The sequence below is a fragment of the Frateuria soli genome (assembly GCF_021117385.1).
Classification (GTDB): domain Bacteria; phylum Pseudomonadota; class Gammaproteobacteria; order Xanthomonadales; family Rhodanobacteraceae; genus Frateuria_A; species Frateuria_A soli.
Window position 1 is genome coordinate 1 of sequence record NZ_CP088252.1, and the last position, 24,235, is coordinate 24,235.

General features: G+C 63.4%; 22 protein-coding genes. 16 read left to right on the forward strand and 6 right to left on the reverse strand.

The annotated features are described in order from the left end of the window. Positions 1–15: 15 nt before the first annotated feature. From LQ771_RS00005 to LQ771_RS00050, 11 genes are all read left to right on the forward strand, one after another. Entirely contained in the window at positions 16–1,431 is a 1,416-nt protein-coding gene (locus LQ771_RS00005) for a lipopolysaccharide biosynthesis protein (protein ID WP_231350362.1), read from the forward strand. Positions 1,432–1,484: 53 nt separating this feature from the next. Next, positions 1,485–2,435: a glycosyltransferase family 2 protein gene (locus tag LQ771_RS16035; RefSeq protein ID WP_425491289.1), complete on the forward strand. Its 951-nt coding sequence runs from the start codon at positions 1,485–1,487 to the stop codon at positions 2,433–2,435. Then, complete coding sequence (locus LQ771_RS00010) at positions 2,422–3,639, forward strand: O-antigen ligase family protein (protein WP_231350363.1); 1,218 nt, start codon at positions 2,422–2,424, stop codon at positions 3,637–3,639. Before LQ771_RS16035 ends, LQ771_RS00010 begins: the two co-directional genes overlap by 14 nt. A 1,182-nt stretch (positions 3,640–4,821) precedes the next feature. After that, positions 4,822–5,610, forward strand: a complete 789-nt coding sequence (locus tag LQ771_RS00015; protein WP_231350364.1) for a glycosyltransferase family 4 protein — start codon at positions 4,822–4,824, stop codon at positions 5,608–5,610. Positions 5,611–5,651: 41 nt separating this feature from the next. After that, complete coding sequence (locus LQ771_RS00020) at positions 5,652–6,893, forward strand: alkaline phosphatase family protein (RefSeq protein ID WP_231350365.1); 1,242 nt, start codon at positions 5,652–5,654, stop codon at positions 6,891–6,893. Continuing rightward, positions 6,893–7,675, forward strand: coding sequence for a WecB/TagA/CpsF family glycosyltransferase (locus LQ771_RS00025; protein ID WP_231351941.1), 783 nt, complete (start codon positions 6,893–6,895; stop codon positions 7,673–7,675). Before LQ771_RS00020 ends, LQ771_RS00025 begins: the two co-directional genes overlap by 1 nt. Before the next feature lie 124 nt (positions 7,676–7,799). Further along, on the forward strand, positions 7,800–8,711 hold the full coding sequence (locus LQ771_RS00030) for an NAD-dependent epimerase/dehydratase family protein (protein ID WP_231350366.1): 912 nt from the start codon (positions 7,800–7,802) through the stop codon (positions 8,709–8,711). A gap of 153 nt (positions 8,712–8,864) precedes the next feature. Further along, a complete protein-coding gene (locus tag LQ771_RS00035; RefSeq protein ID WP_231350367.1) occupies positions 8,865–10,277 on the forward strand; it encodes a mannose-1-phosphate guanylyltransferase/mannose-6-phosphate isomerase in 1,413 nt (470 codons plus the stop codon). Continuing rightward, positions 10,270–10,599: a hypothetical protein gene (locus LQ771_RS00040; protein WP_231350368.1), complete on the forward strand. Its 330-nt coding sequence runs from the start codon at positions 10,270–10,272 to the stop codon at positions 10,597–10,599. The genes LQ771_RS00035 and LQ771_RS00040 overlap by 8 nt, the downstream gene beginning before the upstream one ends. Before the next feature lie 164 nt (positions 10,600–10,763). Beyond that, a complete protein-coding gene (gene galE, locus LQ771_RS00045) occupies positions 10,764–11,744 on the forward strand; it encodes a UDP-glucose 4-epimerase GalE (RefSeq protein WP_231350369.1) in 981 nt (326 codons plus the stop codon). Between the two features lie 140 nt (positions 11,745–11,884). After that, complete coding sequence (locus tag LQ771_RS00050) at positions 11,885–12,028, forward strand: hypothetical protein (RefSeq protein ID WP_231350370.1); 144 nt, start codon at positions 11,885–11,887, stop codon at positions 12,026–12,028. 292 nt (positions 12,029–12,320) lie between these two features. Here the strand turns inward: LQ771_RS00050 and LQ771_RS00055 are convergent, their stop codons facing one another. After that, complete coding sequence (locus LQ771_RS00055) at positions 12,321–13,679, reverse strand: M20/M25/M40 family metallo-hydrolase (protein ID WP_231350371.1); 1,359 nt, start codon at positions 13,677–13,679, stop codon at positions 12,321–12,323. A gap of 225 nt (positions 13,680–13,904) precedes the next feature. On the opposite strand from LQ771_RS00055, the gene LQ771_RS00060 reads away from it, so the two are divergent. Then, positions 13,905–14,546 (forward strand): hypothetical protein, encoded by a 642-nt coding sequence (locus LQ771_RS00060; RefSeq protein ID WP_231350372.1) that lies wholly within the window; start codon positions 13,905–13,907, stop codon positions 14,544–14,546. 2 nt (positions 14,547–14,548) lie between these two features. Further along, positions 14,549–15,187, forward strand: coding sequence for a helix-turn-helix transcriptional regulator (locus tag LQ771_RS00065; RefSeq protein ID WP_231350373.1), 639 nt, complete (start codon positions 14,549–14,551; stop codon positions 15,185–15,187). An 877-nt stretch (positions 15,188–16,064) separates the two neighbouring features. On the opposite strand, the gene LQ771_RS00070 is transcribed toward LQ771_RS00065, so the two are convergent. The 3 genes from LQ771_RS00070 to LQ771_RS00080 form a co-directional block, all read right to left on the reverse strand. Beyond that, positions 16,065–16,784 (reverse strand): pseudouridine synthase, encoded by a 720-nt coding sequence (locus tag LQ771_RS00070; RefSeq protein ID WP_231350374.1) that lies wholly within the window; start codon positions 16,782–16,784, stop codon positions 16,065–16,067. A gap of 10 nt (positions 16,785–16,794) precedes the next feature. Then, on the reverse strand, positions 16,795–17,574 hold the full coding sequence (locus LQ771_RS00075) for an ABC transporter permease (RefSeq protein ID WP_231350375.1): 780 nt from the start codon (positions 17,572–17,574) through the stop codon (positions 16,795–16,797). Positions 17,575–17,705: 131 nt separating this feature from the next. Next, positions 17,706–18,641, reverse strand: coding sequence for an ABC transporter ATP-binding protein (locus LQ771_RS00080; protein WP_231350376.1), 936 nt, complete (start codon positions 18,639–18,641; stop codon positions 17,706–17,708). A gap of 90 nt (positions 18,642–18,731) precedes the next feature. Here LQ771_RS00080 and LQ771_RS00085 point away from each other — a divergent pair, with 90 nt between their 5' ends. The 3 genes from LQ771_RS00085 to LQ771_RS00090 all read left to right on the forward strand — a co-directional run bounded on the left by LQ771_RS00085 (position 18,732) and on the right by LQ771_RS00090 (position 20,452). Then, on the forward strand, positions 18,732–19,478 hold the full coding sequence (locus tag LQ771_RS00085) for a ferredoxin--NADP reductase (protein ID WP_231350377.1): 747 nt from the start codon (positions 18,732–18,734) through the stop codon (positions 19,476–19,478). Positions 19,479–19,635: 157 nt separating this feature from the next. Beyond that, positions 19,636–19,761, forward strand: coding sequence for a hypothetical protein (locus LQ771_RS15955; protein ID WP_255674208.1), 126 nt, complete (start codon positions 19,636–19,638; stop codon positions 19,759–19,761). A 340-nt stretch (positions 19,762–20,101) separates the two neighbouring features. Continuing rightward, positions 20,102–20,452, forward strand: a complete 351-nt coding sequence (locus LQ771_RS00090; RefSeq protein WP_231350378.1) for a hypothetical protein — start codon at positions 20,102–20,104, stop codon at positions 20,450–20,452. Positions 20,453–20,454: 2 nt separating this feature from the next. Here the strand turns inward: LQ771_RS00090 and LQ771_RS00095 are convergent, their stop codons facing one another. Both LQ771_RS00095 and LQ771_RS00100 read right to left on the reverse strand, forming a co-directional pair. Continuing rightward, on the reverse strand, positions 20,455–21,435 hold the full coding sequence (locus tag LQ771_RS00095) for a fimbrial protein (RefSeq protein ID WP_231350379.1): 981 nt from the start codon (positions 21,433–21,435) through the stop codon (positions 20,455–20,457). Positions 21,436–21,512: 77 nt separating this feature from the next. After that, on the reverse strand, positions 21,513–24,176 hold the full coding sequence (locus LQ771_RS00100) for a fimbria/pilus outer membrane usher protein (protein ID WP_231350380.1): 2,664 nt from the start codon (positions 24,174–24,176) through the stop codon (positions 21,513–21,515). Positions 24,177–24,235 lie beyond the last annotated feature (59 nt).

Consider the following 24,235-nt stretch of genomic DNA (forward strand, 5'->3'; position numbering starts at 1 on the left):
TGGCGCTCAACGAACTTGAAGAACGCAGCTCAGATCGGAAAAGCCCAATCAATGGATATAACTATAACGCGACGCCTGCTCAAAGGCTTCAGCGCCAACGCTTATGGGCAAACAATCGCAATCGCCGTTCAATTAGTCGGTGTTCCCCTCTTGCTGCACGCATGGGGTGCCCAGCTTTATGGTGAATGGTTAATTCTTTTCGCAATTCCCGCGTACTTCGCCATAACCGATCTCGGATTCGCGCATTCAGCAGGCAACGATATTGCCGCACGAGTCAGTCGTCGCGATCAGCAGGGTGCGCTAACCGTATTCCAAAGCCTGGCTACCCTACTATATCTAGTGAGTTCACTCGGCCTCGCACTCAGCGTCGCCGTGATCTGGAATTTACCCTTCGAAAAACTGTGGCACTTTCAGGCAATAAGCCCAGGCGAGGCAAAGTGGGTTCTCTGTCTATTGGTGGCACAGGTGTTTGCAGGATTGCTGAACGGCGTATGCCATGCCGGATTTTACGCTAACGGGGATTATGCACTTCACATCGCGTTGAACGGCACCAGCCGATTAGTCCAATTTTCCGGAGTATGGCTTGCGGCATCGCTTGGGAGCGGTCCAGTTGTTGCTGCTGCAATATTCCTGGCCGTTCGTGCTATCGCTACGCTGGCGTGCGCAATATTGCTGATATACCGGCATAGATGGTTACGGTTTAGCGTTGCAAGCGCTAAGGTTGCCGAACTGCGCCGGCTACTGAAGCCGGCAATGGCGAATACGGCTGTTCCTTTAGCGCAGGCATTAAACATCCAAGGAATGGTGCTTGTGGTTGGTGCGGTTCTCGGGCCACTGGCAGTGGTTGTGTTTTCGACGCTGCGTACGCTCACTCGGCTAACGGTCCAGCTAATCGCAGCTGTTAGCAATGCAGCAGAACCAGAGCTGGCTGCGGCCTTTGGTGCCGGAAATCAAAACCTCATGCAGATACTTTTCATCCACATCCTTAGGGCCGGGATATGGATGGCGTTCATTTGCGCGGCGGGATTAGCGATTCTTGGCGAGTCAATTTTGAATATTTGGACCCACGGCAGAGTGCACATGGATTCAAAGTTGTTCGCCTGGCTTTTGGCATCGGCCATGACAAGCGTGCTGTGGTACGGCGCGTTGATTGTTCTCAAGGCTACGAACAGACACGTGCGTGCCGCCTTGATCTATGTTCTGGCGGCAGCATTGGCACTCGCGGCAGCCTATCTACTGCTGACGAGATCGGGCGATCTGACCAATGCGGGCTTAGCAGTGTTTTCCATGGATGTGGTAATGGCCATTTACGTAATGAGGGCTTCGACGTCCTTGCTTGGCACCCGGCCGGCCGCAAGCCTTCTACTAGCCGCAAATCCCCGTCCCTTGGTCGTCACAGTATTGCGTCGCGCGCTGCCGGTCAGAGGATGAGTCGCTGGGACCCCCTTTCTGCGCTAGAGGTACCCAGCACTTCTGGCGATCCAATGATCGAGAGCGGCATAGTTGTGAAAAGCAAAGTTTCCGTGGTTATTCCCTTACACGATAAAGAGACAACAATCGGGAGAACCCTGGATTCGATACTTGCGTACCCGAGCGTCGGCGATGTAGTAGTCGTGGACGATGCCTCTACTGATAATTCCGCCAGAATAGTAGATGAGTATTGCCGCACGGACGCCCGTGTGCGGCTGCATCGCCGGGAATTCAAAAACGTGTCCATGGCGCGAAACCTTGGGTATGAATTAGCCGAAGGTGACCTTGTGTGCTTTCTAGACGCGGACGACTATTGGGTTGGTGACGTCGCGACAGTGATGAAGCAACTGGCGGAGCATTACCCAGGTGTCGAAGTCTTCGGCGTTGGGCATCGCGTCGTAAGTGGACGAGAGCGAATCAATTTGAAGCCGGTGCAGCTATCCGTGCTCGGTTTGATTGGGCGCCCCGAATTGGTGTCCTACCAAGACTATTGGATTGTGCCCAAGTCGCTCAGGATCTGCTCATCAACCGTAGCATTCAGGAAGCCGCGAATGCGTCTGCCTTCCCTTTTTAACCCGCGGTTGAAGTTCGGCGAGGATCTAGATCTTTGGATAAGGGCATCTAGGTATGGAAAAACCTGTGTTTGTCCGGCGGCCCTCGTGGAAATTGACCGCACCGACTCAACGACGCATGTGTATGGTTCGGCGCCGCCAGAAGCCTGGAATCTGCTCTCCGAATCACTACGGGAATCGTTTGAGTCAGAACGTAAAAGAGTGCATTTTTGGGACCGAAAGATGGCCCACGAGCTAGCTCGTGCGATTAGGCAGTTTAAGCTTCCATTGGCTTGGTGGTTCTTTTGTCGGTTGTCGTTGCCGTTCCAACTTTTCCTGCCTATACATCTATCACTTAAGGCCCTTAGGCGAGTCGGATTAGGCCTAGCCACTGCCAGCCATGAAAAATCTTAAGCTGCTCTTCTTGCTCCTACTAGTCCGTCCTTTTGTTTCAGCTTTAAGCGAGTTGCGAGCCTCCGGCCTGAACGCTAATGACGGAACAGCGCTACTCCTGATTGTCTGCGCAATAACCGTCATATGGGGAGCTCATCGCCGCGGGCCAGCCATTAGTGCAAGCCTCTGGCCTTGGCTGTTTATCATTATCGCGCCCGCAGCAGCAACCGGCTGGAGCGCCAGTCTTGCAATTTCGGGATACATAAGCTGGGAGGACCTCTCAGACTTACTTCATCTTTGGTTATACGCAGTAGTTTTCTTCGCGTTCTATGCGCTAGGGCTTAGGTACCCGACAGATCAAGCAAGGCAAGTGGTGCGCGCGTATGCGCTAAAGGCGATGGTCGCTTATAGCGGGTACGCGTTGATAACTTTCTTCGTTTTCGGGAATAGCTACGTCATCGAGTGGGGCTATGGCGATCAAGCGCGTGCGCTAAGTCTGCCCGTGGGCTTTTCCGCACACCCTAATGCGCTATCAGAGCTGCTCGGATTCCTATTGCTAGTAGTGTTTTCCACATCACGGTTCCGCGTGAAGTCAGCGCACTGGTACCTTCCCGCAGCCTACACGCTCCTGCTGGCCGGGTCGCGGGCCACGATTGCAGCCCTATTCGGCGCATTTGCAGCAACCATCCGATCCAAAAGCTTCGCCAGATCTGCTTTATTCGCTGCGGCGCTTGTTAGCGGGGCTGTGATCGTCGGTGTTTACATGTTAGCCAAGAAAGGTGACTCAAGCATTCTTTGGCGCTTAAAAATATGGGAGGAAATGTTGAAGTCAATTTCTGCTTGGCAGCTTCCTTTAGGCAAAGGAAGCGGGGCTGCTAAGGAGTGGATAACTCACAACGCAACCCTAGATGTTTCGGAACCGCACAACGATTATCTTCGTTTTCTATACAACTATGGTGCCGTCGGTTTGACTAGCTATTTCGGCATGGCGCTCGCGACGTACCTTAAGGGGCGCAGGTTGCGAAGTACCTGGCAGGGTCGGCTGTGTTTGATGGCCGGTTCATTCTTGTTAATAGTTTCGATCACCGAAAACTCATTTGCGGACACAAACTCGAGTGTGTGGATCTGGGCGGTTATTGGAGTCGGTTATGGTGCATGCGTGTCAGGCAGAGGGGGCAGTGCAGTTGATCCAAGGATCGTTCCGGCTGCCACCGTTAGTCGATGAGGTCGCTAGTTTGGTCGCGCAGGCTAATAGTGATGCCGGCGTAATTGTTGCTGGAAGCTTCGGGAGGGGGACTGGAGTAGTTCCGAGTCCAGCCCGTCAAACTGCGGGCTCTGACCTAGAAATCTTCGTCATAACCCGAGGCGCGCGTGGGAAGTTCCGTTACAAGCTCGTAAAGCAGCGCCTACGGGATAGATCCTCTTCGCTCGGAATCGACCTTTCGATGGCATCGATGTCGCAAAAAACATACGCGCGAATTAAACAATGCAAGTTGATGACTCTGATGCATTACGACTTGATGTTCAGGAGCGTCTCCGTAACAGGGCAGCCTGAACTAGCTCACGCGGCGAGAGTGCCTGGCTGGGAAATACTGATTTTTTTAGTTAACAAGTACGTGCAGCTTGCGAGACTGACTGGCGCCAATACCATCCAGGCCAAAATCGACATATGGAACCGAGCGATCAAATCGGTTGCCAACATACCTAGCGAGGTGGTCGTTGGTGGTGCAACCTTAGATTTGTGTCAAGGCCTTGCCCCTACTGGCTGGGACGGTCAGGATCCCTCGGCCGTCGACCAGGCCGTCTACTCGCGACTGGTCGAGGTAATTCGAGGGCATCTTGCATATGAGAGTCCTCCTTCGGCGCTTCCCGACAACGCGTCTTTCGCAACACGCTACCTTTCATTTCTACGGTTGGCAAAGGCCTTTAAGTCAAGCGCTGGAAGAAGTTTAGTAAAAAAAGCTTTCAGCTGCGGCTCGATTAGCGCTTGCTTCGGAATTGAATGGTCTATCCACGTAGAGCTCCTAAAAAAAGTTTGGAGGGGCGATGACGTAACCCGTGAGCTCCATGCAATTTCCGTATTTCAAGAATTGTTTGTATGAAGCCAATGCGCTGCGTAATAGTTTCGCCCTGTCCGAAACGGACGCCGGGAGGGGTCAGTCAGTACGTTAGGTGGCAGCAAGGGGTACTGCGATCGCTGGGATGGGATGTTGAGCTTTACTTATCGTTTATAGAGGCGCCTGGCGTAAGGAAATACGCTTACCAAGCGACAAAATTTCTTACATACCTTGTGTACCGTTTGGCTGACGTTAGTTTGGTTTGGGTGCACGCCAGCGAATGGAAAAGCATCTTACGGAAGGCTGCGTACATTTGGGTCACGAAAAGGCGAAGCGGGGCGCGCGCTGTCTTGCATTTGCATGCGGCGCAATTGCCGCCAGCGGGGTCATTCAGGAGCGCGCTTCTTAGATTCTCCCTCGCCCGCAGCGGCGTCGACCGCATTGTTGTGTTATCTGCGTATTGGAAAGAAGTTCTCGCAGAATTGGCACCTGAGATCAGCGATAAGCTAGTCGTCTTGGCAAATCCAATTGACGCAAGCATCGCAGATTCGGTGTACGCCAGGCGTCTTTTGAGCGCTTGGGAACAGGAAGCCGAAAGGGTGGTCACCTTTCTTGGGCGCGTGGGTTTCAGAAAGGGCATTGACACTGTTTTAGATGCTGCGAGAGTGTTGCGGCGTGACAACCTACGCAAAATCAAAATTAGGGCGTTTGGTGACGGCGCGTTAAACACAATTCGATCGCAAATACGCTCAGAGGAGCTCAGTAACGTTTTGGATTTGCCTGGCTGGGTTAGCGCAGAATCAAAACTGGAGGTTCTCACGTCGAGCTACTGCAATATCCTCCCCTCTCGAAACGAGGGGCTTCCACTATCAGTGTTGGAAGCCCTTGGGTGCGGCATACCTTGCATTGTGTCAGATATCCCGGCCCACATTGCGGCATTTGGCGGATTGCCCGGCGTGTTCTTCCACAAGACGGGTGATCATTTGTCGTTGCTTGAAAACCTTGCATCGCTCGCGTCTATTTCCTCCGAAGAATATGGGAAGTTGTGCATCGAAACACGCATGGGTGCCTCAGAGCGATTCGGCCAGGAGACGATCGTGAACAAGACTAGGGAACTGATTTCCGGGTTCAATCTATGAATACGTTTTTGGTCTAAAGCTTTAGAATTTGGAGAGCCAAGATGGTTGCGAAAAGAAAACCTCTGCTTTTGATATTTCTGGATGGTTTAAGGCCCGATGCAATTGACAAGCTCGAATTGCTGGCGAGGCTCCCAGAAAAGAGGAGACTCAAGGGCGAGTTCGGTTACAGCATTGCGTGCCATGCATCAATGTACACCGGCCTTATGCCCTCAGAGCACGCGTACTGGTTTGTCTGGCAGCGCAAGAAGGGTAGGGGAATATTTAGTAAGTTCGCGCGATTGCTCGGCTTTAGGATTTTTGACTCTTGGCCGATCAGGGTTTTGGCGCATCGGCTTTTTATCAAGGATGTGCGTTCGGCGAATACGTCGTTTTTTGGCGTGCCACGGCCTGTAAATGTTCGGACTCGCGACCTGGCCGACCTTACGGTTACGGAGTGGAAGAATTATGACGAATACGGATACATCGAAGGTCAAAAAGGGTTTCTCGATGTTTTGCGAGACCATTCGGTAGAACTCGACTTGGTCGGGTTCGATAAGTCGAGTCATGAAGAAAGTGCGATATTAGCCAGGCATAAGCATTCTGGTACTGCACCTGTCACTTATTGGTTCTTGGGCGACGTAGATCATTTTTCCCACAAGCATGGTCAAATGTCTCGAGAAGCTAACAAGGAATTTGAGCGCCTAAACAACGTCTTGAATGCAGCTTATAAAGACTACTGTGAGTCCTTCGGCGAAGAACCAGAGGTTTTGGCTTGGAGCGACCACGGGCACGCTGATGTCAAGACCGTTTTGGACCCGTATGAAGAAGTGCGCCTAGCAGGCGCCAAGCTCAAGAAGGTGTTTCATGTGATTGATGGAACTTACATCAGGCTGTGGCGTGAGGGTTCCGATGATGCGATGTATTCAAGGGTCGTTAGCGTACTGAAGGAAAAGCCTTATGGGTTCTTTATCGAGCCTGCGCTCGCTGAAAGGCACGGGCTAGTTTTTTCTGACAATCGCTTTGGAGATGACATCTTTAGCCTAAAGCCTGGTTGGGTCTTCGGAAAAACAATTTGGGGGTGGTCTCGCACCATGAAAAGCCAGCATGGCTACTGCCCTGATGAACCCATTATGGACGGCGTCCTCGCTTCGTCCTTTCCGATCCAGGGGGGTGTCGTTTCGATCAGGGACGTTTACGCGACTGTTCTGGGCAAGATGGGCCTCCTGGAAAATGGGATGGCCAACTCCTCTAAGAATCTTGCGTTGAACGGTTTGGTATCTGAGCCGCGACATAGGCCTGCGTGATGCCGGAACTGCGAGCAGGTTCTCCAGATATGCACCAACGCTTTACCCTCCTCGGTATGCCTTTCAACCAAATGGGTATGGAAGACGCGAAACGGGAGGTCATGACACTGGCTTCCGGGCCTTTCAAGTACGTAACTACGCCTAATATAGATCATGTCGTCCGGGCGAATGCAGACCGCGCGGTAGCGTCGGTTTATCTCAAGGCTCGACTGTGCTTGTGTGACAGTCGCTTGCTTGCGCTATTGGTCAGGCTTGTAGGGATGGGCAGACTACAAGTCGTTACTGGCAGCGACTTAACGAGAGAGCTATTTGAAAGCGGATTATTGGCATCCATGCGAGTGTGTGTGATTGGCGGAAGCGAGCGAACGATAGAAGCCTTGAAAGGCCGGTTTCACCTGTCGAATCTTATTCACCACAACCCACCCCATGGTTTTATCAGCGACGCCACATTAGTCCAAAAGGCCGTTAAGTCAATAATTGAGGCGCGCGCGGAAATTATTTTTCTTGCTGTGGGGTCGCCCCAGCAGGAGCTTCTTGCGGCGCACATAGAACGTTCGGGCAAGGCTACCGGGGTGGCGCTGTGCGTTGGCGCTTCCCTGCTTTTTCTATCCGGTGAGGAGAAGCGGGCACCGAATTGGATTCAGCTGCTTTGCTTTGAGTGGCTATTTCGACTGATGACTAACCCGAAACGCTTGTGGCGAAGGTATGCATTAGGCGCTCCGAAGATAATCCGACTTTTGCTGGAAGAGCGGTTTCGTCGCTGGCGCGGTGTCGCTAGTTGATCCAACTTATATTGTGGTCTGAAGTTACGGCAGCGTGATTAAGCTAGACAGCGCAGTACGCTGAGCTTTCGAATTTTTTTTGGTTTGAGCCGGTCTTCGGTTCGCACACATCAGTGAGGATGTCATGGACCTGGATGCGCGCATCCTCATTACGGGGCAATGCGGCTGGGTGGCGGGTGCGGTGGCGCGTCGCTTAGGAGCGGCGGGCTTCAGCCATGTGCGGGTAGTCCTGCCCGGCGAGGTGGGCCTCACCCGCGCGGCGGCGGTGGAGCGGGTGCTGTTCCAGGAGCGGCCGGAGTACGTGTTCCTCACCACCGGGCGCGGCGAGGCCGGTTCGGACCAGGCGGTGCGCGAGAGCATGGCGGTCCAGGCGAACGTCATCCATGCCGCGTGGCGGGCGGATGTGCGCAAGCTGTGTTTCCTGGCTTCCTCGCGGATCTTTCCGGCCGGTGCGCTGCCGCCGCTGCGCGAGGGCGCGCTGCTGACGGCGGTGGTCGAGCCCGGCGAGGGCAGCGAGGCGCTGGCGCAGATGGCCGGCATCCGCATGTGCCAGGTCTATCGGCGCCAGTACCGGTTCGATGCGATCAGCATGGTGCCGGACGAGCTGTACGGGCCGGGCGACGGCGAGGGCGCGCGGGCGGGCGTGGTGGCGGCGCTGGTACAGCGGCTTTACCGGGCGCGGAGGGTCGGGGCGCCGCAGGTGTCGGTGGAATCGCATCCGGCGCGCGCGTGGTTGCACGTGGACGACTTTGCCGACGCGGCCTTGTTCCTGATGCGCCGGGATGGCGGCGAGATGCCGATCAACGTCGACGGCGGCGAGGCGCCGGCGTTTGCCGACCTGGCGCGGATGGTGGCCGAGGTGGTCGGCTATGCGGGGCGGCTGGTGTTCGATGCCTCGGCGGCGCAGCCGCCGCGGACTGTGGCCGAAGGGTTGCGGCTCAATAACATGGGCTGGGCGCCCTGCATGCCGTTGCGGCAGGGGGTGGAGCAGGTGTTTGCGTGGTCCCGGCGCGGGGTGGCGCCGGTGGTGGCGTGAGCGTGCGGTCGTGTCGCCGGCCGTTGGCTGGTCGCGGAATGCGCTTTTCGTAGGAGCCCACTGGTGGGCGATGGTGTCGGGCCGTCAGTTGGGCGGCCGGGAGCATCGCCCACGAGTGGGCTCCTACAATGATGGTGGTCTTGTCTTGAAGGATTGAGAACGATGATTCCGGTGATTCTTTCGGGTGGCTCGGGCACGCGCTTGTGGCCGTTGTCGCGCGAGTCGTATCCGAAGCAGTTCCTGCCGCTGGCCGGCTCCGACACCATGCTGCAGGCGACCTGGCTGCGCATCGCGCCGCTGGCTTCGGCGGCGCCGATGGTGGTGGCCAACGAGGAGCATCGCTTCATGGTGGCCGAGCAGTTGCGCCAGGTCGGCTGCGTGCCCTCGGCGATCCTGCTGGAGCCGGTCGGGCGCAATACCGCGCCGGCGATCGCCGCGGCGGCGCTGCAGGCCACGCGCGAGGGCGCCGATCCGCTGCTGCTGGTGCTGCCGTCCGATCACGTGATCAAGGATGCGGCTGCCTTCCAGGCCGCCGTGCGCCGGGCCGAACCGGCCGCGGCGCAGGGGCGGCTGGTTACCTTCGGCATCGTGCCCGCGGGCCCGGAAACCGGTTACGGCTACATCCGCGCCGGCGCCGAGGTGGGCGAGGGCGTGCGCCAGGTGGCGCAGTTCGTGGAGAAGCCGGACGCGGCCACGGCGCAGCAGTACGTCGCCTCGGGCGAGTATGTCTGGAACAGCGGCATGTTCCTGTTCCGCGCGTCGGTGTTCCTGGCCGAGCTCGGGCGCCAGCAGCCGGCGATGCTCGAGGCCTGCCGCGCGGCGGTCGAGGGCGCCAGGCGCGACGCCGACTTCGTGCGGCTGGACAAGGCCGCCTTCGCCGCGTGCCCGGCCGACTCGATCGACTACGCGGTGATGGAACACACCGACGCGGCCGCGGTGCTGCCGATCGACGTGGGCTGGAACGACCTGGGCAGCTGGTCGGCGCTGTGGGAAGTGGCCGAGCAGGATGGCGAGGGCAACGCGCACCACGGCGACGTGGTGGCGCAGGACTGCCGCAACACGCTGGCCTGGGGCGAGGGCCGGCTGCTCGCGCTGCTGGGGCTGGAAGACGTGGTGGTGGTCGACACCGCCGATGCCGTGCTGGTCGCGCACAGGGACCGCGTGCAGGACGTCAAGGGCATCGTCGCCAGGCTCAAGGCGCAAGGGCGTGCCGAACCGGCCACGCACCGCAAGGTGTACCGCCCGTGGGGCAGCTACGACTCGATCGACGTGGGCGACCGCTTCCAGGTCAAGCGCATCACGGTCAAGCCGGGCGCCTCGCTCAGCCTGCAGATGCACCACCACCGCGCCGAGCACTGGATCATCGTCAGCGGCACCGGGCGCATCACCCGCGGCGAGGAAGTGCTCACGCTCTCGGAGAACCAGAGCACCTACATCCCGCTCGGCGTCAAACACCGGCTGGAAAACCCCGGCCGGCTGCCGCTGGAGCTGATCGAGGTGCAGTCGGGCAGCTACCTGGGCGAGGACGACATCGTGCGCTTCGAAGACGTGTACGGGCGTGGCTGAACCGGCCGGCCGCCGCGTCGGCGTGGTCCTGGGCGGGCTGGGGCTGCTGGCCCTGAGCGTCGCCTATTGCCTGCCCGGCCATCCCAGCACGCGGGTCGGCTGGCTGGACGTGGCCGCGCACGTGGGCCTGTTCGCGCTGGTCGCCACCGGCGGCTGGCTGGCCCTGCGTCGCGGCTGGACGTTCGTGCTGGTCGGGGCGCTGGGGCTGGTGCTGGAAATCGTGCAGTGGCGGGTCGGCGGCTATCCGCGGATCGAATGGCCCGACATCCTCGCCAACGAAGCCGGCGTCGCCCTGGCCACCCTCACCACCCGCCTCCCGTAGGAGCCCACTCGTGGGCGATGCTCTCGGCGCAGGGCGGGCAGACCCTCCCGTAGGAGCCCACTCGTGGGCGATGCTCTTCGCAATGGCGCGATCAAACCATCGCCCACAAGTGGGCTCCTACGAAGGGCGGCGGCGTGGGTATTGCATCAACAGGAATCCATTTCGTGACACACCACATTCTCGTTTGCGGCGGCGCCGGCTACATCGGCTCACACGCGGCCCGCTGGCTTGCCGGGGCGGGCCACCGCGTCACCGTGCTGGACAACCTTTCCACCGGCCACCGCGAGGCCGTGCGCTGGGGCGAGCTGATCGAGGCCGACATCCGCGACCGCGAGGCCCTGCGCCGGGTGTTCGCCGCGCAACGCTACGACGCGGTGATGCACTTCTGCGCGCTGTCGCTGGTGGGCGAGTCGATGGCGCGGCCCTACGCCTATTACGACAACAACGTCGCCGGCACGCTGGTGTTGCTGGAGGCGATGCGCGAGGCGGCCGTGGAGCGGCTGGTGTTCTCTTCCACCGCGGCGGTGTTCGGCGTGCCGCAGCAGCCGCTGATCGACGAGGACCACCCGACCGCGCCGATCAACCCCTACGGCGCCAGCAAGCTGATGGTCGAACGCATGCTCGCCGATGCGGCGTCGGCGTACGGCCTGCGCTCGGTGGCGCTGCGCTACTTCAATGCGGCGGGCGCCACGCCCTCGGCGGAGATCGGCGAGGCGCACCAGCCGGAGACCCACCTGATCCCCAACGCGCTGCGCGCGGCCGCCGGCAGCGGCGACCCCCTGCGCCTGTTCGGCAACGACTACCCCACGCGCGACGGCACCTGCGTGCGCGACTACGTGCACGTGGACGACCTGGCCGCCGCGCACCTGGCCGCGCTCGAGTACCTGGCCGTGCACCCCGGCGCGCACCGCTTCAACCTGGGCAACGGGGAAGGCTTCAGCGTGCTGGAGGTGATCGCGGCGGTGCGCGAGGTGACCGGTCGGGACCTGCCGTTCCACTGGGAACCGCGCCGTGCCGGCGATCCGCCGACGCTGGTGGCCGCCAGCGCGCGGGCCCGGCAGGAGCTGGGCTGGACGCCACGGCATGCCGATCTGGCCGGGATCATCGCCAGCGCCTGGCGCTGGCACGCGCAGCCGAGGTTTTGAGACGCAGGTCTCGTTTGCGGCGGCGCGGTTTCGGCGCGGGCTTTCTAGAATCGAGGGCGTGGGCGCGCCAGCAGGCGCGCTCAAGTTTTTTTCACGGCCTGCCGCTAACGATGCGGTAGCTGCCCTCCAAGGAACGCGTCGTGCACATCCTGCTTTACATCGCCGCGGCCGCCGGGATCTTCAGCCTGGCGACGCTCGCCTGGGGTTGCCTGGTCGCCCTCCGCCGCGCCCGCGCGGCCCGCGAACGCCGCGCCAACACCTCCCACCTCGGCCTCGTCGCCTGACCCCGCCCCCCCGTAGGAGCCCACTCGTGGGCGATCGATCCGCCCCCCTCGCCTGACCCCGCACCACCCCCCGTAGGAGCCCACTCGTGGGCGATCGACCCGCACCCCTCGCCTGACCCCCGCACCACCCCCCGTAGGAGCCCACTCGTGGGCGATCGACCCGCCCCCCTCGCCTGACCCCGCACCACCCCCGTAGGAGCCCACTTGTGGGCGATCGACCCGCCCCCCTCGCCTGACCCCCCAAAAGGCATCGCCCACAAGTGGGCTCCTACGAAGAGGCGGTGGGTTCGGCTCAACTCCCCGCGGGGGAGCGCTCGAAACTACCCGCGTCGCCCGGGAACACCACCGGGCTTTCGTAACCGTCGGCCGACACCGACGACACCCCGAAGAACCAGTCGTCGATCACCACGTCCTTGAGCACGGCATGGTCCACGTCGCCGACCGCGCGTGCGTGCTGCCATCGCGGCGCGGTGGTGTCGCGCCAGTGCACGCGGTAGCCGGCCGCGCCGGGCACCTTGTGCCAGCGCAGCGTGGTGTCGGTGGCCAGCGCGCCTTCGATGTCCACCCCGGCGGGCGGCGCCGGCGCACGGCTCAGGCTCGCCATGGTGATGGCGTCGAGCGCGGTGACCCGGGCGAGGTAGCGGAAGTCGATGCCGTCGATCGTGTCGCCATAGCCCGGACGCAGGTCCTGGTGCTGGCGCGTGTAGTCCTCGTGGGCCTCGGTCACCCGCACCGCGGGGAAACCGGCCTGCAGGAACGGCACCTGGTCGCCGCCGCGGCCGTAGCGGTCGGTGCGGTAGACCATGCGCACGCCGAAATCGGGCAGGTAGGCGTCGGCCAGGCGGTCCATGTAGCGGGCCAGGTTGCGCGAGGGCGAGTCGACCTCGCCGCCGTGGTAGCGGCGGAACGCGGCCTGCTTCAGCGTTTCGTTGCTCTTGGTGCCCTCGGAGAACACGCGCACCACGGTGTTGTCGCGCACGCCGTTCTGGCCGCGGCTGTTGCCGACGATGTCGTTGTTGAGGTCGGCCTCCACGCGCCAGCCCTGCGCCACCGCGTAGTCGGCCAGCACCTTGCCGCCGTACAGGCCCTGCTCCTCGCCGGACAGCGCCGCGAACACCAGGGTGGCGCGGTTGTCCTGCTTCGACAGCAGCCGCGCGGCCTCGATCAGCGCGGCCACGCCGGAGGCATCGTCATTGGCGCCGGGGGCGTCGTGGGTGGTGTCCATCACGTCGGAGACGCGCGAATCCAGGTGCCCGGTGATCACGATCACGCGCTCCGGATCGCTGCTGCCCCGCTTGATGGCGACCACGTCCGTCACCTCGACCGGCCTGGGCGCGCGCTCGCCGGTGAAGCTCTGCGACGGCGTGACCACCTCCAGGCACCCGCCGCAGTCGCGGCTGATGCGTTCGAAACGCGCCTTCACCCAGCGCCGCGCCGCACCGATGCCGCGGGTGTCCGAGTGCGTATCGGAAAGCGTGTGGCGGGTGCCGAAGCCGACCAGCGCGGTGATCGTGGCGCGCAGCTCGGCCTCGCTCGGGGCGCTGGCGAGGGCGTGCAGCTCCGGGTGCTCGACCGGCTGCGCCGGCGGCTCGGCGGCGATGGCGGCGAACGGGAGCAGGGCGCCAAGCAGCAGGCGATGACGTAAGGACATGGGCATGCATCCACCGGAAAACCCCTACCTTACCTCGCACCCCCGTAGGAGCCCACTCGTGGGCGATGCTCTTCCATCACGCCCACCCAAAAAGCATCGCCCACAAGTGGGCTCCTACCGAAAGGCGAGGTGAGGGAGGCTTTACACATATATCCATTGCGCGTAGATCTGGCCCCTCCAGACTCTCCACCGTCGCACCCGCGACGACCCTTCTGGAGATCCGCCATGAAACCGTCCACCTGCCTGCCCGCCCTCGTCCTCGCCGCCGCCTTCGCCGCGGCGACGCCCGCGATGGCCATGCAGACGCAAACCCCGATGTCCGCCGTCCCCGCCGCCCCCAGGCTCGATGCCGCGATGCGCGCGCTCTGGCACGGCCACGTCGTGCACACCCGCGACTACGCGCTGGCCGTTCACGCCCATGACAGTGCCAGGGCCAGGGCCGCGGCCAATGCGGTGGTCGCCAATGCCAGGCAGATCGCCGATGCGGTCGCCGGCTTCTACGGCAAGCCGGCCGGCGCGCGCATGCTCGAGTTGCTGGCCGCCCACTGGGGCGGCGTCAAGGCACTGACCGACGCACGCGTCGCCAACGATTCCGCCGCCGAGCGCAAGGCGATGGCGGAACTGCAGTCCAATGTCGGCGAGATCGCGAAGTTCCTCTCCGGCGCCAATCCGAACCTGCCGGAGAACGCCGTGCAGGGCCTGATGGCCGCCCACGTGGCGCACCATGCCACGCAGATCCAGCAGATCATGGCGGGCGACATGAAGCATGAGCAGTCCACCTGGGAGGCGATGCAGGCGCATATGGACATGATTTCCGACGCGCTGGCCGGTGCGATCGCCAGGCAGTTCCCGGACAAGGCCGCCTGAGCATGAGCGCGCTCGCACGGCTCGGGCCCACCCAGCAGCGCCTGCTGCGCCAGTTGTTGATGGCGCCGGAGGGCTGTTCGGTGGAGGAGCTGTGCGAGCGGTTGCGCATCAGCCACAACGCGGTACGCCAGCACCTGAGTGCGCTTCTCGCGCGCGGCTTCGTCGACCGCGGGCAGGCGCGGGCCACCGGTGGCCGGCCGCAGGCGCGCTTTCGCCTTACCGAGAACGGGCGCGGACTGTTTCCGCGCAACTACGGCCTGCTCGGCACCGCGCTGCTGGACAAACTGCGCGAACGCTACGGCGCGGCCGCGCTGGAGGAAATGCTGCAGGACCTCGGCCGCACGCTGGGCAGCCACGAAGTGCCGCTACCGCCCGAAGCCAGCCACGACGACGTCGTGCAGCGACTGGCCAGCCAGCTCGACGCGCTCGGCTACGAGGCGGTGGTCGCCAGGCACGGCCAGGAGCAGCAGGTGGAAGCCTTCAACTGCGTGTTCCACGCCCTGGCCCGCAACGTGCCGCAGGTATGCAAGTTCGACCTGGCCTACATGGAGGCCGCCAGCGGCCGCCGCATCCACCACATGGAATGCATCATCCGCGGCGGGCACGTGTGCCGCTTCCGCGTGGGCGAAGTCAAACGCTGACCCCTCGCCCGCCCCCCTCCGTAGGAGCCCACTCGTGGGCGATGCTCTCGCTCCGATCGACCCACACGCCAAAAGGCATCGCCCACCAGTGGGCTCCTACGAAGAGCAGCGCGTGCGGCCGGGCAGCAGGCCCTTCAGCCCCGCGTCGGCGGGGCCGCGACGCCCACCTCCCGTAGGAGCCCACTCGTGGGCGATGCTCCTCGCTCCGATCGGCCTACACGCCAAAAGGCATCGCCCACAAGTGGGCTCCTACGAAGAGCAGCGCGTGCGGCCGGGCGGCAGGCCCTTCAGCCCCGCGTCGGCGGGGCCGCGACGCCCCCCTCCGTAGGAGCCCACTCGTGGGCGATGCTCCTCGCTCCGATCGACCCACACGCCAAAAGGCATCGCCCACCAGTGGGCTCCTACGAAGAGCAGCGCGTGCGGCCGGGCAGCAGGCCCTTCAGCCCCGCGTCGGCGGGGCCGCGACGCCCACCTCCCGTAGGAGCCCACTCGTGGGCGATGCTCCTCGCTCCGATCGGCCTACACGCCAAAAGGCATCGCCCACAAGTGGGCTCCTACGAAGAGCAGCGCGTGCGGCCGGGCGGCAGGCCCTTCAGCCCCGCGTCGGCGGGACCGCGACGCCCGCCTCCCGTAGGAGCCCACTCGTGGGCGATGCTCCTCGCTCTGATCGACCCACACGCCAAAAGGCATCGCCCACCAGTGGGCTCCTACGAAGAGCGGCGCGTGCGGCCGGGGGGCAGGCCCTTCAGCCCCGCGTCGGCGGGGCCGGGGCGCCCACCCCCCGTAGGAGCCCACTCGTGGGCGATGCTCCTCGCTCCGATCGACCCACACGCCAAAAGGCATCGCCCACCAGTGGGCTCCTACGAAGAGCAGGGGCTCACCACTGCGTGCGGCTGGGCAGCAGGCCTTTCAGCTCGGCGTCGGTGAGGTTGCGCCACTGGCCGGGGCGCAGGTGGCCGAGGCGTACGTTGTCGATGCGCACGCGGCGCAGCTGGGTCACGCGGTAGTCGAACGCCGCGGCCATCAGGCGGATCTGCCGGTTCAGTCCCTGCGTGAGCACGATGCCGAAACCGAATTTCGCGATCTTGCGCACCTTGCAGGGCAGCGTCATCTGCCCGTGGATGCGCACGCCGCGCGCCATGCCGGCGAGGAATGCGTCGGTCACCGGCTTGTTCACCGCGACCAGGTATTCCTTCTCGTGCCGGTTCTCGGCGCGCAGGATCTCGTTGACGATGTCGCCGTTGCTGGTCAGCAGGATCAGCCCTTCGGAATCCTTGTCCAGCCGGCCGACCGGGAACACGCGCTCGCGGTGGTCGACGAAATCCACGATGTTGCCGGCCACGCTCTGGTCGGTGGTGCAGGTGATGCCGACCGGTTTGTTCAGCGCGATGTAGGTCGCCTTTTTCGCCGCCGGGGTGGCCGCCAGCACGCGCATGCGCACCAGTTCGCCATCGACCCGCACCTCGTCGCCCTCCAGCGCCTTGGCGCCGGTGCCGACCACTTCGCCGTTGATGGTGACGCGGCCGGCCACCAGCCACTCGTCCGCCTCGCGGCGTGAGCACAGGCCGGCTTCGCTGATGTATTTGTTGACGCGCATGGTGGAAGCGTCAGGAACGCAGGCCCACGCCGCGCTTGAGCAACTGCAGCGCCACGATCGACAGCGCCGCGACGAAGCCCAGCATGACCACGAACGCCACCGTGATGTCCACGTCGCTGATGCCCAGCACGCCGAAGCGGAACGCGTTGACCATGTAAAGGATCGGGTTGGCGCGCGAGATCGCCTGCCACGGCTCGCCCAGCATGTTGATCGAATAGAACACGCCGCCAAGGTAGGTCAGCGGCGTGAGCACGAAGGTCGGCACCAGCGCGATGTCGTCGAATTTCTTGGCGTAGACCGCGTTGACGAAGCCGGCCAGCGAGAAGATCGTCGCGCCCAGCAACACCGAGAAGAAGGTGACCAGCGGGTGGGCGATGTGCAGCGAGGTGAAGAACAGCGCGATCGTCAGCACCAGCGCGCCCACCACCAGGCCACGCGTGACCGCGCCGGTGACGTAGCCGAGCAGGATCACCCAGTTGGGCATCGGCGAGACCAGCATCTCCTCCACCGCGCGGCTGAACTTGGCGCCGAAGAAGGAGCTGGAGATGTTGCCGTAGCTGTTGGTGATGATGCTCATCATCACCAGCCCCGGCACGATGTACTGCATGTAGGTGAAGCCGCCCTGGATGGTGCCGATGCGGCTGCCGATCAGCTTGCCGAAGATGACGAAGTACAGCGTCATCGTGATCGCCGGCGGAATCAGCGTCTGCGTCCAGATGCGCATGATGCGCACGATCTCGCGGCGCACGAGGGTGTGGAGGGCGACCAGGTTGGCCGTAGCGTTGCTCATGAGTTCTCCGGAATCTGCTGCTGCTCTTCGTAGGAGCCCACTTGTGGGCGATGCTCTTGGCTCTGATCCCGCACCCAAGCCCAAAAGCATCGCCCACAAGTGGGCTCCTACAGGGTATGGACGCGGCGATGTCAGGCGGCCTTGTCCCGCCCGCCTTCGACCAGTCGCACGAACAGTTCTTCGAGCCGGTTGGTCTTGTTGCGCATCGAGGTCACCGTGATGCCGTGCGAGGACAGCGCGGCGAACAGCGAGTTGAGGTCATGGTGGCGCGACATGTCCGCTTCGAGCGTGTGCTCGTCGACCTTGCGCACGACCACCCCCGGCATCGCCGGCAGCGCGGCGGGCACGCCGTTGACGTCGAACACGAAGGTTTCCACATCCAGCGTCGCCAGCAACCGCTTCATCGAGGTGTTCTCCACGATCGTGCCGTGGTCGATGATCGCGATGTTGCGGCACAGCTGCTCGGCCTCCTCCAGGTAGTGCGTGGTGAGGATCACCGTGGTGCCGGCCGCGTTGATGGCGCTGACGAACTGCCACATCGAGCGGCGGATCTCGATGTCCACGCCGGCGGTCGGCTCGTCCAGGATCAGCAGGCGCGGCTCGTTCATCATCGCGCGGGCGATCATCAGGCGTCGCTTCATGCCGCCGGAGAGCATGCGCGCCTGGTCCTGCGCCTTGTCCCACAGGCGCAGCTCTTTCAGGTACTTCTCCGCGCGCACCGCGGCGACCTTGCGCGGGATGCCGTAGAAGCCGGCTTCGTTCACGCAGATGTCGAACGGCTTCTCGAACTGGTTGAAGTTGATCTCCTGCGGCACCAGGCCGATCAGCTTCATCGCCTCGTTGCGCTGCTGGTTGACCGACACGCCGAAGATGCGCGCGTCGCCGCTGGTGGAGTTGACCAGCGAGGAGAGGATGCCGATCAGCGTGGACTTGCCCGCGCCATTGGGGCCGAGCAGCGCGAAGAAATCGCCCTGCTGGACGGTCAGCGAAACGCCCTTGAGGGCTTCGACGCCGTTGCCGTAGGTCTTGCGCAGGTTGTCGACGACGAGTGCGGGAACAGATGACATGGGCTGCACCGTGGGGGCCAGCCCTTTATTATACGGGGCCGTTTACCCGCCGCCCGGTCATGCCGGACGTGCCGCCCGCTCCGGAATCCCATGGCCGACCACTTCACCCTCCGTCTCGTCGACAGCTACATGCTCGCCCCCAGCGTGCGCCACCTGGTGTTCGAACGCGTCGACGGGCAGCCGCTGGCGTTCCAGCCCGGGCAGTTCCTGCAGGTGCATTTCCACTACGACGACGGCACCGCGACCAAGCGCAGCTATTCGGTCGGCACCGTCGGCGACGGCAGCGCCCCGGTCCAGCGCATCGAGATCGCCGTGAGCTACGTCGAGGGCGGCGCGGCCACCCGGCTGCTGGCCAACCTCAAGCCGGGCGAGACGATCGAGGCCAGTGGCCCCTACGGGCGCTTCTGCCTGCAACCGGGCGACACCCACCCCCGTTACCTGCTGCTGGCCACCGGCACCGGCGTCACCCCGTACCGCGCCATGCTGCCGCTGATCCGCCAGCTGCTGGCCAAGGGCGACCGCGAGGTGGTGCTGCTGTACGGCGCGCGCAATGAAGCCGAACTGCTCTACGGCGAGGAGTTCGAGGCCTTCGCGAAGGAAAACCCCGGCTTCACCTTCCACGGTTGCCTCAGCCGCCAGCCCCGCGCCGTACCCCGCCCGAACGACCGCAGCGGCCACGTGCAGGCCGTCCTGGCCGAACTGGCCCCGCACGCCGACCGCGACATCGCCTACCTGTGCGGCAACCCGAACATGGTCGATGCCGCCTTCACCGCCCTGAAGGACTACGGCCTGCCCGTCTCCCAGATCCGCCGCGAGAAGTACATCTCCTCCCGCTGATCCGCCCCGCTCGTCGTAGGAGCCCACTTGTGGGCGATGCCCTTCGCCCCGGTCCGGCATCAAGCCCTGGAGCATCGCCCACAAGTGGGCTCCTACGGGAAAGCGCACGGCGCCAGCGGCACCTTCGGTTTGAAGCAAACTGCTCTACGGCGAGGAGTTGTCGCGAAGGCCCCCGCACCCCGACCGCGACATCGCTTTGGTCGACGCCGCCTTCACCGCCCTGAAGGACTACGGCCTGCCCGTCTCCCAGATCCGCCGCGAGAAGTACACCTCCTCCCGCTGATCCGCCGCCGCTCTTCGTAGGAGCCCACTTGTGGGCGATGCCCTTCACTCCGGTCCGGCATCAGGCCCCAACAGCATCGCCCACCAGTGGGCTCCTACGGGGGAGAGTTCGAGGGCCAGACGGCCCCTTCAAGTTTGTTGCCCCGGCGTCGATAAGTACGCCGCCAGCGCAGGCGCCCTGCTCACCACCCATCCGCTAAACCTTCCGCCGAACCCGGGCCCGTCAAAAATGTGACGGGGTTCGCGCTTTCGGAGGGGAGTCCGTCGCGTGCCATCAAGGGCAGGCGCAAGCTGCCGAAAGCACTTTCAGGCGCGCCTCTGCGCGCCGCGAGGGCTGGCTCATGCGCGGTTCGCTTCGTTGGTTGATCGGCTCGATGTGTGCGCTGGCGGCCTCCTGTGCGTGGGCGCAGGGCGGACAGATCCATTTCCATGGCGCGGTGGTGGAACCGACGTGCGCCTCCGTTGCCAATGGCGTGCCGTCCCCGGATGAGGTGGGTGCGTTGCCTGCGTTGCGCTATGGATGTGGCTCGAACGCAACCCGTCCAATGTCCAACAGCCGGATGTTCACGCAGACCGTGACGCGCCTCGCCGCCAATGAATCGGTTCCCGTGCTGAAGTACTTCAACGACTACGTCGCGGCCGGTTCATCAGGGGCCCCGCGCCCCGTACTGGTCACTCGGACCTACGAATAGCCCTATTCATAGGACAAGGTGAATGTCGCCTTGGCCGCGACCGAGCCGCCCGTGACCGTGTTCGCCGTGGCGTGATACTGGGCCGCGTAAGGCAGCGTCATGTTGCGGGATATGGCGCCAACGCGGGTCGCCTGGCCGAATGGGACAGGGACGCCATTCACATCGACGAGTTCGACGCCAACGCCGGTGGCTGTGCCCTGGTTGCCCAGGACGGTGGTGTAACCAGGTGACGTACCGGTCTGGGCGTCGAACTGGATATCGAGGGTGGCCGAGACGCCGCTGGGGCAGGCCAAATGGATATTGAACGGGGTGGCTCCCGCGGTGGTGTCCTTGCCACTGAAGGCACCCGATGCAATCCGCGGCAGCTGGACAGAGATGGCTTTCGAGTCCAAGTCGACCCGACAGGCAGGTGCCTGAAACCTTACGGCGTTGTCCAGGATGAAGCTCATCGGAACGATGCCTCCCCACCACCAACTGGCGAGCACCGTGTTAGCTGGAATCGTGTAGCCGTTCTCGATCGTTCCCACCTGCGCGAGCTGCAATGTCGTGGCGACGTTGAAATCCTTGCTGTTTACATTGCCCACGATGCCGAACGGAGCCACGTAATTGCCGGGGTCGTCGGCTTGCATGAGGCGGAATCCAACACCACTGGAGCCGACAGGGTAGGTGTATGAAGGGTTGTCCGTGGGCCAACCCCCGACCGAGTTGGAGAGGCCGTAGAACGCAAAATCGCAGGAAATCTTCGGAGGGTTGACCGGAAGTGCAGTGACCGGACTGGCCAACAGTTGCCCGTAATTGAAGTCGAACGGCAACATGATCGGGCTCTGGACCGAGAAATGTACTGCCCCGGGCGTGTAGCGGTTTCCTCCGTTTCCGTTTCCGTTTCCGTTTCCGTTGTTGTTTCCGTTGATCTTGTCGAACGAGCACGCGCCGTGCGCAAGTGGTGCAATCATCAGCAGCAATAACACGACGATGGCGCGCAACAGCGGAAGTGTCGGGCTCCGCGGGACTGTGGTATGCGCCGGGTCGCATGCAGGCCGAAGGTGGGCGTTTGCGTGCATCATCTATCCTGCCGTGACACCGCTGGCGCGGTGCAGATGGTAGGGATGGCGGTATAGGCCGCGTCCCCATCCCCCACTTCCTGCGGCAATGTGTAGTGGAGCGTGCACGCCTGCGGGCGGCCGCGATCGTCCTGCCAGCGCGCGGTGAGCTCGCCGCTGGCTTCCACCCCGCGCGCGAGGATCTTGCCGCCCTGGCCCACCACGCCCAGGGATACGTCCTGCGGATTGAACACCTGTGCGCCGAAGGGCAGGGCCTGGCCGTCGGGCCGGCGGGCCTGCAGGATCACGGTGCGCCCACGCTCCGTCCCGAAGGTCACCTGCGACAAAGCGCCGGCGTGCGGTGCGACCTGGGCGCTTGTCGCCTTCAGTTGCACGTCCAGCGGCAGGCCCTTGGGGTCGAGCTGCACCGTGTTGAGCGAGTAAGGCACGAGGTAGGGCAACAGTGCATAGCCATGGCGGTCGACATACACGCCGCTCGCGCTGGTCACCTTGGCCCCCGCTGCGCCGGGGGCGTAGACCAGGCCGACGGTATCGCCCATCAGCTGTCCGAACGTCACGCCACCGGCGTGGACAACCACGGCCCCAGCGGCGCTCACGGAAGCCTGCGAATAGCCGTTGCCTCGACCATAGCTGGCGTCCAGACTGCCGTAGCCGGCGCGGTAGCCCGCGTTCAGGGTTTCAGCCGTACCCCCGCCGCCGCCGACACGGGTGATCGATCCGCCATAGGTGAACGTGCCATCCTCACCCAGGCTGCCGTTGAGCACGGCCTGGTCCTGGTGGCCAAGCTCGCGGCTTTGACTGGCATTGAAGGTCAGCGTGGGTACCTGGTCGCCCCCTCCCAGGGGCAAGCTCAGGCTCAGCATGAACTGGGTGTCGCTGCCGGCCTCGGAATTCTGCACCCGGGTGGCCGAAACGCTGTAGCTGAGGCGGCCGTAGCGATTGTTGTAGCCGAGTTGAAGCTGGGTGTCGGTCCCCGCCTGGTTCCAGTAGTCGCGTGCCAGACCGGTTACATACAGCGAGCCGGCGCCGTCGCCCAGGCGCTGGGTCAGCGTGAGCGTGAAACTGTTGCGCTGGCGCGCGAGTCCGGCCAGGCGGGCCCGGGAAGGATCGAAATCGCCGCCCGAGAGGGCCGCCTGTTCGCTGGGGGTCAGCAACGACTGCCGCGGAACGCCATCGATCACCGTGGTCCTTTTCGACGTTGCCTGGAACGGATCAAGCCCGTGAAGGGCGTAGTCCCGGGCGAGCGCGGCGTCGGTCAGGCCGAGGAAGCCGCTGGTCGAATACCGATAGGCGGCCACCGACAACACCGTCTGCGTGTCGGGCACGAGTTTGCTGTAGCTCAGGCGCACGCTGGTGCCGGCATGGGCACCTGCATCGGGGATGCGCGTACGTGCGCTAGTGAGGTCAAGGGCAAAGGCGCCAGCCCGGGTGTTGACCGCTCCGCCGAGCAGCAACGCCGCGTACCCCTCGAAACCGCCCACGCCGGCGTAGCCGGTAACCAGGTTGTTGAAACCGTGTTGCACGGTGGCCTGGACCACGTCCGGTGCATCGGTCAGCGACAGGTTGCGCAGACGGCCGGCTGCCAGGTCGAAGCGTGTGATGCCGGGCCGCAGCAGCTGCGAGACCGAGGCGTAAGGCACCGCGAAGGTGCGCACGCGGCCATCCGCCTCGGTAACCGCTACTGTCAGGTCGCCGCCGTAGCCGGTGGGATAGAGATCCTTGACCGTGAAGGGGCCGGGAGCGACGGTGGTCTGGTAGATCTGCACGCCGTTCTGGCTCACCGTGACCTTGGCGTTGGTTTGCGCGACGCCGCGAACCACCGGGGCATAGCCGCGCATGGACTGGGGCAGCATGCGGTCGTCCGTGCGCAGTTGCACGCCGCGTAGGCCAAAGCTGTCGAACACCGAGCCGTCGGTGTAGCTGTCGCCAAGGGTGACCCGCGCGCGTAGCGCGGGCAGGTCGCGCTCGACGTAGGCGTTGATGGTCTGCCAGCGGTGGCGCGCTGACATATTGCCGGTAGCCGATTGCCAGACTGCCGTGGAGTCCTGTCGGAAATGCCAGCCGCCCAGATTGAGCCCGGCGTTCAAGCCCAGGTAGCTACTGGTTTGCGCCTGACCCTGGCTGCGAGTGCGATAGCTGTTGAGACTGTAGTTGAGCAGCGCCGCGGGAATCCCCTCGTCCCAGTACTCGGGGCTAACGTAACCGCGGGGGAGCTGGTTCATGTAGGCCTGCGGCACACTGATATCAAGTCGCAGGCTGGCCATCTCGAAGGTCGCGGTGGCGCCGACGATGGCCTCGCCGATGGCAACACACGCGGTCTTGTCCCGCAGGCGGGCGGCCAGCGCCGGGTCGGGCTCGGCGGGCAGCAACCCCAGCTGACCTAGCAGCCGGTCGTCCACGCAGAGCGTGGCGTTGGCGTCAGGCCTGGCCGCGGCGAAGCGCACGTTGGCGCGCCCCTTCCAGGCGTTGTTCAGATAGACGTCCGTGCTGTAGAGGCCGGGCAGCACCGGGTTTCCATGTTCGAAGCGCGACAGATCGGTCGTGTTCTGGCCCGCGCCGGACAACAGTGCCGGATCGAAGTCGGCGTAGTTGGCGGGGGCGGCCGTATCCGCGAGGGGCGTCGCGACGTCGGCGCTTCCGCCGGCATTGGCGGAGGCGGACAACGCATTCCCAGCCGCCGGCCATGCGTAAGCGGCTGCGATAGCCGCGACGAGCGCAAGCC